Here is a 14,647-nt window from a genome sequence, read left to right on the forward strand (position 1 = left end):
TATTATGGGAAATAGTCTTTTTAATTTTATTTTAAACAAAAGTAATAGTTATAACTATTATAAAAGAGAACATGATAACTTAATAAAAGAAAATAATAATCTTAAAAAACAAATTTCTTCTTTAAATAATCGTGTAAGTGAACTTGAAAAGAATATTCGAGCTCCTTCTAATTTTCCAGGAAGATTTCTAACAAAGGAGGATGTTTTAACAAAGTTCAATGAAACTTATTATGGTGCATCAAGATGGGATAAATTCTATCAAGAAATGGTTGAGGTTTTATCTAGGATGGATGATGTTCATAAAATATTAGAATTTGGTCCTTATAAAGCACCTCTTGTTGAAAATGAGGATGTTATTGATCTTATGGATCGTTCAGAGTATTTCCCATTTAATATTAATAAAGTAATTGTTCATGATTGTACTAAATTTCCTTATCCTATTAAAGATAAAGAGTATGATCTTGTTATTTTATCTCAAGTTCTTGAACACTTTGGTATTATGGGTGAACAAACTGAAGTTTTTAAAGAATTAGCTAGGATTTCAAAAAGAGCAGTTATTGCCTTACCTTATAAATGGTTTAGTCCATTTGCAAGAGATCATCACATGATTGATGAGAAAGTTTTTGATTCTTGGCAAGGTGAATTTAAGTATTCTTATCAAAATATTAATACTAAAAATCAAACAATTTTAAGAATATATGATTTTGAAGATTAAATATATAATCATTAAATATTCTTTAATTATTTTTAATCTGTTGAAATCCTATTTTTTATAAAAATTTAAACAGTATTTAATGTATGAAAATCCATTTTAAGAAAGTTTATTCTAAAAATTTTGAGGATTTCAACAAAGCCATTATTTTAAATATTCTAATTATTTTTAACTTATTTTTAGTATCTTTTTTATTTTTAGTTTATTTTTTTAGTTGTGTTTTAATATTTTTTAACTTATTTTTAGTATCTTTTTTATTTTTATTGTGTTTTATTTATTTTTTAGCTTATTTCTATTTTCTTTTTTTAATTTTTAGAAAATTTATATAATATAAATAATAAAAATTAACTATATTTTTAGCTTTGTTAAATAGTATATTCTTAATTTATTTTTTTTAAATTAAAATTATGAAATTCAAAGTTTTTATTATTTATTAAATTATTATTAAGTGATATTGTGAATGGTATATGGTATTATGTATTTGGTTTTATTCTTGTATGGACCATTTTAGCATTATATAAAATGTATCATGAAGACTCAAACTTAGAAATGGGTTTTCCAATAATTATGTGGAGAACTCATAAATTTATAGATTTTATAGATAAACTTGCTAAAAAAGCCCCTAGGTTTTGGAAATGGTATATGAATATAGGTATTGTTATATGTTTTGGTGCAATGGCATTGATGACATATATTTTAATAATATCTCTTGGAACAGTTACAAAAACTCCATCTGTATCTATTCTTATTCCTGGTGTTGATATTCCAGGTTCTCCTATTTTCATTCCATTCTTATCTGGATTTATTGCACTTGTCCTTTTACTAATTGTACATGAATTTTCACATGGTATTCTTGCAAGGGTAGAAAATATTGATGTTAAATCAATGGGTTTATTGTTATTTTTTATAATTCCTGGTGCATTTGTAGAACCTGATGAAGAACAAGTACTTAAAGCTTCAAGAATAAGCAAACTTAGAATACTTGCAGCAGGATCAATGGCGAATATTGTTCTTGCAGTAATTGCTTTACTTGTATTTGCATTACTTGCTAATTGTGTGATTCCTACAGTTTATGATCAAGAAGGAGTTGAAGTAACACAAATCGTGAATAATGCTCCTGCAGTAGGTCATATTAGTAAAGGGGAACTTTTAACTGGAATTAATAATAAAACTATTAAAAATTCAACAGATTATGTTAATGCTGTCCATAATTTAAGTCCTAATACTACAGTTAAACTGAAAACGAATAAAGGAAATTCTAAATTTAAATTAGGTGAAAATCCTAATAATAAATCTATTGGTTATATGGGTATTAGATGTCAAGAACATTTTGTAATTAAAGAAAATATTAAAAATACATATGGTGATATTTTACCTTGGTTCTGGTTAAGTTTAGAAGATTTATTTAAATGGATTTATATAATTAACCTTTCAGTAGGTTTATTTAATTTACTTCCAATGAAACCATTAGATGGTGGAAAAATGTTTGAAGAATTATTATCTTATAGATTATCTGAAGATAATACTTATTTAATTACATTATTCACTTCAGTTTTTATTGCTATGGTAATTATTGCTAGTCTTATTATTGGTATTTTAGTTGGATTTAAAATTATTTAACTCTATTTTTTTATTTTTTTGGTTTGTTGAATTTATTTATTATAAAAATTTAAACAATAATTAATGTTTGAAAATCAATTTTAAGAAAATTTATTTAAAAGATTTTGAGGATTTCAACAAAGCCTATTTTTTATTAAATTTATTTTTTCTAGTTTAACCTATTTTTAGAATAAGTTTTTTATAAAAATTTAAACAGTATTTAGTATTTTAAAATTAAATTTAATAAGTTTATTCTAAAATCATGAGGATTAAATCAATTTCATTTTTATTAAAAATTAAAACAATATTTTATTGACTTAAAATTTATAAAGATATATATTTTTTTAATCTAAAATATTAAATTTTAAATAGGGATTATTTTTAATAAACTTATTTAAAGATTCTTTAAGTGATTTTATTTTTTAAAAATTTTATAAAACGTATATATTTTAATTAATATATCTACATTACAAATATCAATAAATATATTTTAATATTTAGGATTAATTTAATTAAAAATTTATTAAATTAAAGTAAATAAATTTAAATCAATATTATAATATTTAATGTAAATTTTAATATATTATAATAAATTATTATTAAAAAAATTAGTAAATCTATATTAATAAATTATATATGATATTTTATTTATAATATAAATTGATATTATTGAAAGATTATGATATTATTTAAATATTATTCTAAAAATCATATGATTTCGACAAAGTTATTAATTAAAGTGAGGGGGTTATTATGGGTATTAAAAATTATTTATTATCTAGAAGTAATAGTTTTCAATATTATAAAAATAATAATATTAAATTAAATAAGGATATTGATAATCTTAAAAAACAAATTGAAATTTGTAGAAAAAATAATAATTTACTTAACGAATCAATTAATGATGTTGTTTCAAGTGGTATAGAACGTTTTTGTCCTATATGTAATAAAAAAGTTCCTTTTTTTACAGTGATTAATGGTAGAAAACATGCATCATGTCCTAGTTGTCACTCTTTTGAAAGGACAAGACTTCTCTTTTATTATATTAAAAAATATTATAATGATATCTTTAATTTAAAAGAAAATAAAAAACTATTACATTTTGCTCCAGAAAAACAATTGTTTTCTATTTTTAGTAGATTAAATAATCTTGATTATTGGCCAGTAGATATTGATTCTAATAATAATATTAGAAAACAGGTAGATATGTGCGATATTCCTTTTGATGATGATTATTTTGATTTTATTATTTCTTGTCATGTTTTAGAACATATTCCTAATGATATAAAAGCTATGTCTGAATTGTATAGGGTTGTTAAATCAGATGGTGTGGTATTTTTAATGGTTCCATTATTTAGAGATTTAGATAAAACATTTGAAAATGAGGAGTATAATACTGATGAATTAAGAACTAAATATTTTGGTCAGAAGGATCATGTTCGTAAATATGCTATGGATTTTAAAGATAGGTTAGAATCAGTAGGTTTTAATGTTAGTACTTTTGGTCCAGAAGATATTGATAAGAATTTAGTTGTAAAATATGGTGTTTCAAATAAAAATGATATTGTTTTTATTTGTAAAAAATAGTTTATCTTTTATTTATTAAAAATTTTTTTTATTTAATCTTACTTTTTTAAATCATTAATTTTATAATATAAATTTATTTTTAATTAATTTATTGAAATTTTTAATCTATAAAAATAAAGATTTTTGAAATTAAATTTTAAATAAAATAGTTTAAGAAAATTAAATCTTTAAAATATTTTTAATAATAACTATTAAATTTTATAAAAAAAGTTGAAATCTATAAAAAATTTTTAAAAAAAAGAAAAAATTAGAAAAAATTAAATCTAGAAGTATCTTTCGATAATTCCTTCTAAGATTTTAGCATGACGTCCTTCGTCTTTAGAACTTTCTCTAAAGAAGTCAGCTGCATCTTCTAAGTTTGCTGCTTTAGCTTTTTCAGAAGCTTCTCTTTTTTCTACATTAGCTTTTTGTTCACCATCTAACATCATGTCAATGTTTTCTTTTAAGGTTGGTTTGATTACAGCGTTCATTTCAGCAAATCTTGCTGCATGTTCTGCTTCTTCCCATGCAAGTCTTTTGAAAACTTCAGCTAATTCGCCATAACCTTCTCTAGATGCTTGTCTAGACATTGCTAAGTACATACCTACTTCTGAAGTTTCTCCTTTAAAGTTTCCTGCTACGTCTTTTTCTACATCAGTACCTACAGTAGTACCAATTTTATGAATATATTTTACCATTATATTACCTCACATTTATATATGTACTTTATCTAACTTAAAGTTTTTTAAATTTTTAATTTCTTAATATGATTTTATATTGATAATTTATTTAGTATTTTAGTAAATTAGTTTATTAATTAAATAATGTTTCAATTGTATGGATTAAACATTATTCTTTATAAAATAGATTAAGAGATTAGGATAATCTCTTAATTAAATCTATAAATCAAGTTTTTTAGCTTCTTGAACTAATTTTCTACCTAATTCATAGCTGTCTATTTTTTCATCTTCAGTTGGGATATAGTAAATTTCATCAGTATCAACAACATCGAATCCACAACTGTTTAATTCATCTTTTAAGAATTCAACGGTTCCACCTTTACCTCCCATTGATCCAAAGGTAACTGCTGGTCTTTTGAATCCGGTTCTGTTAAAGTGTAAACCTTTTAAGTAGTACATTAAGTCTCCAAGACTTGGGTATGGTGCATCGTTAATTGTTGGTGCTCCAATTGCAACTGCTTTACTTGTTAATATACTTTTTACGATTTCACTTCTTTCATCTTCATGTAAGAAGAACATTTCTACATCGTAACCTTCTGCCATTGCACCTTCAGCAACTTCATGCGCCATGGTCTGGGTAGAGTAATGCATAGTATCATATACAATGGTTACTTTATCTTCAGCTGCTTTTCCAGTTGCCCAGTTACTATATGCATTAATAACTTTCATTGGGTCAGTCCATATTTGACCATGGGAAGGAGCAATCATTTTAATTTTATCAAGTAATCCAAGATCGATGATTTCATCGAATTTTTTAAGTACTAAATTTGAAAGTGGTGTGATTAAATTTGCATAGAATTTTTGTGCTCCATCCATAAGTACTTCTTCTGGAATGTCGGTATCAAATCTTTTTGAGTAGCATAAATGTTGACCAAATGCATCGTTAGGGAATAATATTCCATCTTCAACAAGTAATGTAAACATACTATCTGGCCAATGGAGTAAAAATGCATCTAAAAATGCTAAAGTTCTTCCACCAATTTCTAAACTGTCTCCAGTTCCAACGGTTTTGAAATCTGCTCCTTCTAATTTAGGGTAGTGTTTTAATAAACCTTTTACTGCAATTTCACTACAGTAAATAGGTGCTTCAGGGAATCTTTTATGTAAATCATATAAAACTCCACTGTGATCTTTTTCAACATGGTTTTGTACAATGACATCGACTTTTACATCTTTTCCTTCTTGTTCAAATGCATCGTCTATACGTGCCATAATTTCTTCAGTTTTACCTGGGTAAGCATTATCAATTACAACATTTTTGTCTTCACCAAATACAAGGTAAGCATTGTAAGTTGTTCCATCTAAGGTGTATCCGTGGTAAGTTCTAATATCCCAGTCGATTACACCAATCCAGTATACTCCGTCTGCAATTTTTTGAGCTTTAGCTTTCATAATATCACATTATTTAACTTTTAATCTTATGTTCGTACTAATTCGAACATTATTTATAAGTAGTTATACATATTATATAAATGTTTTTATTAATCTAGGTAAATTGAATTTTTTATTGAAAGTATTAAATTATTTATATATTTTAATAAAAATTTAAATAATTTTTAAAATAATAGATTAAATTTTAATATTATTATAAATTTAAACCATTATATTAATAAAAATTAAATTATTTAATTTAAGTTAAATTATCTTATAATATAGCTTAAATCTAATAATCCTTAATTATTTATTTTTTATAATTAATTGATTAAATAAATAAAAAGTTTAAGAAAAATAGTATTTTAATTTATTATTTTTAATTTTATCTTAAAATATTGTATATTGTATAAATTTATATAATATGATTAACATATATTGAATTAATTACAAACAATAAATATATTTTTTAATCATTTACTTTTTATCATTTGGAAAAACATGATAAAAAATTTTAGAGGTTGTAAAAATGATTAGCAATAATGTTGAGGGTAAAATATTAGACAAAACTAAACCAATACAAATTTTTTCTAAAAATGATGGTAGTGTTGGCGTTAATGTAGTAAAAAGTCCTGTTAAGCTTACAATTTTAGAAATGCTTAAAACTACTGATATGGAATTTGATGAAATTGTTGCTAATACTGGTAGATCTAAATCAACAATTTCTGTTCATCTTAAATCTTTACGTGAAAAAGGAGTTATTAATTATAGATTTAATCCTCAAGACAATCGTAAAAAGATTTTTTATATTAATTCTAAATTTTTAGGTGAAATTAAACCATCTATACCTAAAGAATTAGATGAAAGAAAAGCAAATTACTTATTAGATAATATTATTAATACTGGTGATGATTTTAATTTCTCATTATTATTATACCATACTTTAAGATCTACTTTAATTCAAGAAGGTTTTAATATAAATCCTATATTATATGAAACTGGATGTAATATTGGTAAAGCATTATTCTCTAAATTGTATGATGAAGATTTAAATAAATTTTTAGAAAATATTAAAAAATTTTGGGAAACAAAAGGTTTAGGTAAACTTAGTGTTGAAGTTGGAGATATAATTGTAGTCACTGCTGTTGACTGCTTTGAATGTGGTTTATTACCAAAAACAGGTAAACCTTCATGTTACTTAGATTCTGGTATTCTTGAATCTTTATTTACTTCTTATTTCAATACTGATGTTGATGTAACTGAAATTCAGTGTTATACTATGGGAGATGAATGTTGTAAATTTACAATTGAATCTTTAAATGATGAGTTTAACCTTTAAATTTTAATATTTTCTTTTTTATTTTTATATAATAGATTTCTTGTTTAATTAACTATTTTTTTAATTTATATAGTGGATTTTTTCTTTAATTAATTATTTTTTTAAAGAATTAACTTCTTATTAACTTTACTTGTTTTATAAAATCTTTAATTTATTTAAAAACTTAAGTTCTTATTAAATTTAGACTTTTGAAATTCTTAAAAAACTTTTTTAAATTTAATTTCAATTATAAATCTTGTTTATATTATTATAAAAAATAAATCAAAAGACTAATTTTATTCTTTTTTGCTAAAATTAATTCTTACTTATATTGATGATTTTAACAATATATTATTTTTTAAATTTAAATAATTAAAAAGTTTTTAATATTTTTCCTGATTTTTTCTTTAAATATTACTAAAAACACTTAATTAGAAAATGTATTTATATTAAGATATTCAAAATAAGATTGTGATATGGAAATAGTGTTCCATGGGAATAAGGAAGACTTCTTCCGACTAACTTTATTCATGGATACAATATCGCTAGTAATATAATATTTAAGTATTATATTTTGTTAAAATATTAAAAAAAATCAAAGGGAGATATTAAAAATATGTCTTATGTCGATGATGTAATTGCTAAGGTTACTAAAGAAAACCCTGGTGAACCTGAATTTCACCAAACTTTAAATGAAGTTTTAAACTCTTTAAGAGTTGTTGTTGAACAAAATGAAGAAGAATACAGGAGAGATGCTCTTTTAGAAAGATTAGCAAATCCTGAAAGACAAATTAAATTTAGAGTTCCATGGGTAGATGATAATGGACAAGTACAAGTAAATACTGGATATCGTGTACAATTTAATAGTGCTATTGGACCTTACAAAGGGGGTCTTCGTTTCCACCCTTCAGTAAATATTGGAATTATTAAATTTTTAGGTTTTGAACAAATCTTTAAAAACTCTTTAACTGGACTTCCAATTGGTGGAGGAAAAGGTGGATCTAATTTTGATCCTAAAGGAAAATCTGACCGTGAAGTAATGGCTTTCTGTCAAAGCTTTATGAATGAATTATATAGACATATTGGTCAAGATATTGATGTACCTGCAGGGGATATTGGTGTAGGTGCTCGTGAAGTTGGTTATCTTTATGGTCAATACAAAAGATTAACTGGTCAATATGAAGGAGTTTTAACTGGTAAAGGATTAAGTTTCGGTGGTTCATTAGCAAGAACTGAAGCTACTGGTTATGGATTATTATATTTCACTAATGAAATGTTAAAAGCTAATGGTGAATCCTTTGAAGGTAAAACTGTAACTGTTTCTGGTGCAGGAAATGTAGCTATTTATGCAATTGAAAAAGCATATGAATTAGGTGCTAAACCTGTAACTGCTTCTGATTCTACAGGTTGGGTATATGATCCTGAAGGAATTGACTTAGCATTACTTAAAGATGTTAAAGAAGTAAGAAGAGGAAGAATGTCTGATTATGCAGCAGAAAGATCTTCTGCAGAATACCATGAAGGTAGAGGAGTATGGCAAATTGAAGCAGATGTAGCTTTACCATGTGCAACTCAAAATGAATTAGGTATTGAAGATGCTAAACAATTAGTTGCAAACAATACTTTCGCTGTAGCTGAAGGTGCTAACATGCCTACTACTCTTGAAGCAACTAAATACTTACAAGATAATGGAGTATTATTTGGACCTGCAAAAGCAGCTAATGCTGGTGGGGTAGCTGTATCTGCACTTGAAATGAGTCAAAACTCTGAAAGATTATCTTGGACATTTGATGAAGTAGATACTATGTTAAAAAGAATCATGAAAGATATTTTCACTAAATTAGATACTACTTCAGCTAAATATGATGCAGAAAAAGATTACGTTCTTGGTGCTAATGTAGCAGGATTTGAACGTGTCGTTGATGCTATGCAAACTCAAGGTATTGTATAAATCTAAATTGAATTATGATTATTTCATAATTCTCTTTTTTTATTAATTTTAATTTGCTAAAACTATTTTTAAATTTTAAGTATTTTAATAAAATATAATTTTTTACTGTTTTTAATTAAAATAAGTTTAAAATGATAAATTTATTTATCATTATTATTATCAAATTTTACTATTGTAGTTGTAAGATATGGTTTATCTTTTGAAAATCCTTTAAGAATTTTCTCATTTTCACGTGTACAATTTTCAACAGATGTAATATCTTTTTTCCTTGGATCTTCATTTATTATTTCTTCAACTTCACTAGTGTTTCTTGAAGTTTTCATAATAACAAATGTGTCTCCTTTATCTATTAAATCATTTAATCTTTCATCAATTTTTGGAATAACAGTTAAAATTTGATTTTTCTCAACTAAAGGTTTACCAATACTTGCAGCACATGCAGTAAATGAGGTAATTCCTGGAATTATTTCAATTTCATATTTATCTTCGAGATTTTTTTGTACATATGTAAATGTTGAGAATATAGATGGATCACCTAATGTAACAAATGCAACATCATGTCCATTATTTAAATATTCAGCAAGTAAAAGTGAAGCTTGTTCCCAATTTCTTTTTAAACTTTTAACATCTTCTTTCATAGGAAATACCGGTTCTACTATCATTAATTTTTTATTTTCTCTTTTTTCAATAAGGGGTTCTACAATAGATAAAGCAATACTATGTTTATTTGGGGATGAACGTGGTGCAAAGATTACAGGAATTTTATCAATTATTTTTGCAGCTTTTAATGTTATAAGTTCAGTATCTCCAGGTCCTACACCAATTCCATATAATTTTCCTTTTTTAACCATTTTTTCACCTAATGAAAATATTAATATTAAAATTCACTTTTGAATCTATTATTTAGTAAATTAATAGATTATATTTAATTTTTATATATTATTCTTAAAGACTCTATAAATTCAAGTCTTTTCCTAAATATTATATTTTAAATTTTAATCTTTTTTAATCTTTCTTAATTTTTAGATTTTATTTATTATAAAATACTTTTCAAATACTATCATAATATTTAATATATTAATATTTCAAATATATTTATTATGACTGATTCTTTATTTTGTCCTAATTGTGGTATGTTAAAAGAAAATTGTGTTTGTGGTAAATATAAAAACTCAAATAAATCTAATTCTTTAGATGATTTTTCAAATAAAAAACCAAATAATACAGTTGATGATATTATACCTGATGTTTATTCTATAGAGAATCATAAACTTAATAATGATAGAATAAATCAATTAAAAAAAGAATACCCTAATATTGATAATGATATTATTGAAAATTTTCCATTTCCATCACCACGGACTGGACAATTAGATATTATTCAAAATATTGAAGATGCAATTTCTAAAGGATATAAATATATTGTATTAGAAGCAGGAACAGGTACTGGTAAATCTGCAGTTGCTACAACACTTGCAAATATTTATGGTTCTGCATATATTCTTACAATGACAAAACAATTACAACATCAGTATTCTAAAGAATTTGGTTTTCCTATAGTTAAAGGAAGATCTAATTTTTCTTGTTTAATGGGAGGTTCTGAATCTACTTGTGATATGGGTGTATGTAAAACTACAGTAAATTCTAAAAAATTTTTCTGTCCATTTTCAATTACAAAAGTTCCTAAATTAACTTCAACTCTTGCATTTGAAGATTCATTTGGAAATGATATTTATTATAATTCTGATAATCATTGTAATTATTGGGAACAAAAAGCAAATGCTATTAATTCACCAATAACCTTAATGAATTATGATTATGCAATTCTTGAGTTAAATTATGTTAAACATTTTGGTAGAAGGTCTCTTTTAATTCTTGATGAGGCTCATAATATTGAAAATAAATTGATGAATAGTTTAGAACTTACTTTATCTAATCAAAGACTTGAAAAAGATATTAAAAGAAAAATTTCTAAAGAGACTCTTAAAGATGGTAGTGTTGAAGATTGGATTCTAGAACTTGAATCACTTTATGAGTCCTATCAGGATGTAGATTTAAAAGATTTACCTATGAATAAAGTAGATAGAATTAGGAGAACTATTAGTAGAATTAAACTTTTAAGAGATCATCTTGAACATGAACCTAAGAATTGGGTTATTGATTCTAATGAGTATAGTGTATCTTTTAAACCATTAAGAGTTAATAAATATGTTAAAGATAATCTTCTTAAATATGGGGATATATGTATATTTATGAGTGCAACTATTTTGTCTCATAAAATGTTTTCAAAATGGTTAGGATTAAATCCAGATGAAGTTTATTATATTAAAGTGGATAGTCCATTTCCTCCTGAAAAAAGACCTATAATCCTTGATTTAGTAGGTAAAATGTCTAAAAATAGAATTAAAAAAACAGCACCTAAAACTATACCTATTATTAATAAGATTTTAAGAAAACATAATGATGAAAAAGGATTAATACATTCTCATAGTTATAAATGTTCTAGATTCATTACTCAAAATATTCCTAATGCAAGATTAATTTCACATACATCTGCAAATAGACAGAGAGTTCTTGATTACTTTGAAAAGGATTCAGATCCACTAGTTCTTGTATCTCCATCTATGAGTGAAGGTGTTGATTTACCTTATGATAAATGTCGTTTTCAAATAATTTATAAAGTACCATTTCCTTATCTTGGAGATAAACAAATCAACTTAAGGCAAAAAAGAGATAAACGTTGGTATGCATATAAAACAGTAATGACAATTATGCAAGCATATGGTAGAGGAATGAGAGCTGAAGATGATTATTGTACAACATATGTTTTAGATAAAGATATTTTAATGTTATTTAAAAGTCCATTATATAGATCTCTTATTCCAGATTTCTTTAAAGAAGCAATTGTTGAAAATGATTATATAAAATTTAATTAATCTTTTTATTATATTTTTTTAAGCTTTGTATATTTTTTTATTTTATTTAGTATATTTTATATGAAATTTATTTTTGGCTTTGTTGAAATTCTTAAAATCTTTTGAATAAATTTTCTTAAAATTAATTTTCAAGTATTAACAAGTTTGAATTTTTATAAAAAATATATTTCAACAAACCATATTTTTTAAAATAAGATTATCTATAATTTAATAATTTTATTTAGATTATATGAAATCTATTTTTTAAATAAGATTATCTATAATTTAATAATTTTATTTTAGATATTTAAAAATAGCGGACCTAGGGGGATTTGAACCCCCGGCCTCGGGATCCGAAGTCCCGCGTCATTCCAGACTAGACCATAGGACCATATTAATACTTCTATTTTTTTTAATTAATAAATCTATTTTTTTAGTATATTCCTTTTTTAATTATAATATTTTTTATATTATTAAACTAATATACATAATTAGTATAAAATCAAGGTTATATTATGTTAACTAAAAGAGTTATTCCATGTTTAGATTGTGACCTTCAAGTTCCAGAAGGTCGTGTTGTTAAGGGAGTAGAGTTTAAGGAAATCAAATATGCAGGAAATCCTGTAGAACTTGCAACTAAATATTATGAACAAGGTGCAGATGAAATTGTAATTCTTGATATAACTGCTTCACATGAAAGAAGAGAAACAATGGTTGATGTTATTAAAAAACTTACTGAAAATGTATTTATACCTATATGTGTTGGTGGTGGAATTAGGAAAGTAGATGATTATCTTAATATGCTTAAAGCAGGTGCAGATAAATGTTCTACTAATACTGCAGCTATTCATAATCCTAATTTAATAAATGAAGCATCTGAAATTGTAGGTTCACAAGCTTGTGTTGTTGGTATTGATGCAAAAAGAAAATATGTAAAAAGTCCTGAAGATGCTCCTGATAAAAATGTTGTAGAAATTAAATATCCAAGATTAAGTGATGAAAGTAAATATTGTTGGTTTGATTGTAGTATTTATGGTGGCCGTAAATTTACTGGTATTGATGCAATAGATTGGGCAATAGAATGTCAAGAAAGAGGCGCTGGTGAAATTCTTTTAACTTCTATGGATGCAGATGGTACAAAAAATGGTTATGATCTTGATTTAACTAAATCAATTAATGATGCAGTGGATATTCCAGTAATTGCTTCTGGAGGTGTAGGTAGTCCTAAAGATATTAAAGAAGCATTTGAAAAAACAGATGTTTCTGCTGCATTAGCTGCAAGTATCTTCCACTTTGATGAATATCCTGTACCTCTTGTTAAAAAATATTTAAGTGAAAATGGAATTAATGTAAGATTATAAATTTTATACATATTGTTTATCTAAATAAAATTATTATTTAATTAATATTAAATTAGTTTATGAAATGTTTAAATGGAATTAATGATTTAATTAATTAAATTAACTTAATAGAGGATGTTTAAATGGAATTTAATGATTTAATTAATATTAAATTAACCCAAGAATCAGGTCAAACTTCACAAGCCCCTTGGAAATTTGATGAGAATAAAAGGACTTATAATAATGTTATATTAATAAATAATATTCCAGTATTATTAAAGATTTCACAGGAAAATATTAATTCTTTTAGTTTAAATTATGAGATTCCAGAAGTTATGAATGATTTTATTATAGATAAAAAGGATTTTGAGTCTAAAATTTATTCTGAAGTAAGAAGAATATTTGATCTTGATTATGATATTAATAGTTTCTATAAGTATTTAAAAAATGATGAAAAGCTTGCTCCTGCAGTAGATTTTTGTAAAGGATTAAGACTTTTTGAAGCTATTGATCCATTTGAAGCTATTATTTCATCAATTTCATCTTCAAATAATTCTATTGCAAGATGGACTAATAGTATAAATGATATAAAAAGGATTTGGGGAGATGAATTTAGTTTTCCATCTGGAACTTATTATAAATTTCCTCCTTCTGAAGTTTTAATGTCTGCATATGAAACAAAAGAAGAAGAATATGAATCTGATGATAAACAAAGAAAATTAGAATCATATACAAATAATCTTAAATCTTGTGGACTTGGTTATAGAGTAAAATATGTTAAAGAAGCAAGTGAAATATTTTCACTTGAGGCTGATTTTAATGAGTTTTTTAATATGACTTATGATGAGGCATTTGATGAGATTATTAAGATTAAAGGAGTTGGTCCTAAAGTAGCGGATTGTATTTTATTATATGGTTTTAATTTTAAAGAAGCATTTCCAACTGATGTATGGATTAAAAGAATTATGTCTTATTTATATTTTGATAATGAAGATGTTTCTGTTAAAAAAATAAGAGATTTTGGTATGGATAAATTTGGGGATTATGCCGGATATGTTCAATTGTATCTTTTCCATTATGCTCGTAAATCTGGACTTATGAATATTTTAAAGAAATAGTTATTTAATTATCTAAT

General features: G+C 24.4%; 11 protein-coding genes and 1 tRNA gene. 8 read left to right on the top strand and 4 right to left on the bottom strand.

Annotation, left to right across the window (positions count from 1 at the left end):
* Nucleotides 1-4: 4 nt before the first annotated feature.
* From T523_RS09120 to T523_RS01680, 3 genes are all read left to right on the top strand, one after another.
* Complete coding sequence (locus T523_RS09120) at nt 5-715, top strand: class I SAM-dependent methyltransferase (protein WP_042707190.1); 711 nt, start codon at nt 5-7, stop codon at nt 713-715.
* A gap of 453 nt (nt 716-1,168) precedes the next feature.
* Nucleotides 1,169-2,332: a site-2 protease family protein gene (locus T523_RS01675; RefSeq protein WP_042707191.1), complete on the top strand. Its 1,164-nt coding sequence runs from the start codon at nt 1,169-1,171 to the stop codon at nt 2,330-2,332.
* A gap of 732 nt (nt 2,333-3,064) precedes the next feature.
* Nucleotides 3,065-3,898 carry a class I SAM-dependent methyltransferase gene (locus tag T523_RS01680; protein ID WP_052334599.1) on the top strand — a complete coding sequence of 278 codons (834 nt, stop codon included), beginning with the start codon at nt 3,065-3,067 and terminating at the stop codon, nt 3,896-3,898.
* A 263-nt stretch (nt 3,899-4,161) separates the two neighbouring features.
* On the opposite strand, the gene T523_RS01685 is transcribed toward T523_RS01680, so the two are convergent.
* Together T523_RS01685 and T523_RS01690 are read right to left on the bottom strand one after the other, a co-directional pair.
* Nucleotides 4,162-4,575, bottom strand: coding sequence for a ferritin-like domain-containing protein (locus T523_RS01685; protein WP_042707192.1), 414 nt, complete (start codon nt 4,573-4,575; stop codon nt 4,162-4,164).
* A gap of 201 nt (nt 4,576-4,776) precedes the next feature.
* Nucleotides 4,777-6,009 (bottom strand): FprA family A-type flavoprotein, encoded by a 1,233-nt coding sequence (locus tag T523_RS01690; protein WP_042707193.1) that lies wholly within the window; start codon nt 6,007-6,009, stop codon nt 4,777-4,779.
* 508 nt (nt 6,010-6,517) lie between these two features.
* Between T523_RS01690 and T523_RS01695 the strand changes: the two genes are divergently transcribed.
* Both T523_RS01695 and gdhA read left to right on the top strand, forming a co-directional pair.
* Entirely contained in the window at nt 6,518-7,327 is an 810-nt protein-coding gene (locus tag T523_RS01695) for a V4R domain-containing protein (protein WP_042707194.1), read from the top strand.
* Nucleotides 7,328-7,922: 595 nt separating this feature from the next.
* Nucleotides 7,923-9,257, top strand: coding sequence for an NADP-specific glutamate dehydrogenase (gene gdhA, locus T523_RS01700; protein ID WP_042707195.1), 1,335 nt, complete (start codon nt 7,923-7,925; stop codon nt 9,255-9,257).
* A gap of 140 nt (nt 9,258-9,397) precedes the next feature.
* On the opposite strand, the gene cobI is transcribed toward gdhA, so the two are convergent.
* Nucleotides 9,398-10,108 (bottom strand): precorrin-2 C(20)-methyltransferase, encoded by a 711-nt coding sequence (gene cobI, locus T523_RS01705; RefSeq protein ID WP_042707196.1) that lies wholly within the window; start codon nt 10,106-10,108, stop codon nt 9,398-9,400.
* Between the two features lie 249 nt (nt 10,109-10,357).
* On the opposite strand from cobI, the gene T523_RS01710 reads away from it, so the two are divergent.
* Nucleotides 10,358-12,193: a helicase C-terminal domain-containing protein gene (locus T523_RS01710; protein WP_042707197.1), complete on the top strand. Its 1,836-nt coding sequence runs from the start codon at nt 10,358-10,360 to the stop codon at nt 12,191-12,193.
* 296 nt (nt 12,194-12,489) lie between these two features.
* Here the strand turns inward: T523_RS01710 and T523_RS01715 are convergent.
* Nucleotides 12,490-12,563 (bottom strand) — tRNA-Arg (locus tag T523_RS01715).
* A gap of 124 nt (nt 12,564-12,687) precedes the next feature.
* On the opposite strand from T523_RS01715, the gene hisF reads away from it, so the two are divergent.
* Both hisF and T523_RS01725 read left to right on the top strand, forming a co-directional pair.
* Complete coding sequence (hisF, locus tag T523_RS01720) at nt 12,688-13,533, top strand: imidazole glycerol phosphate synthase subunit HisF (RefSeq protein WP_042707198.1); 846 nt, start codon at nt 12,688-12,690, stop codon at nt 13,531-13,533.
* Between the two features lie 122 nt (nt 13,534-13,655).
* Nucleotides 13,656-14,630, top strand: coding sequence for a DNA glycosylase (locus tag T523_RS01725; RefSeq protein ID WP_042707199.1), 975 nt, complete (start codon nt 13,656-13,658; stop codon nt 14,628-14,630).
* The last annotated feature ends 17 nt before the right edge of the window (nt 14,631-14,647 follow it).

The sequence above is a fragment of the Methanobrevibacter wolinii SH genome (assembly GCF_000621965.1).
GTDB classification, from domain to species: Archaea; Methanobacteriota; Methanobacteria; order Methanobacteriales; family Methanobacteriaceae; genus Methanarmilla; species Methanarmilla wolinii.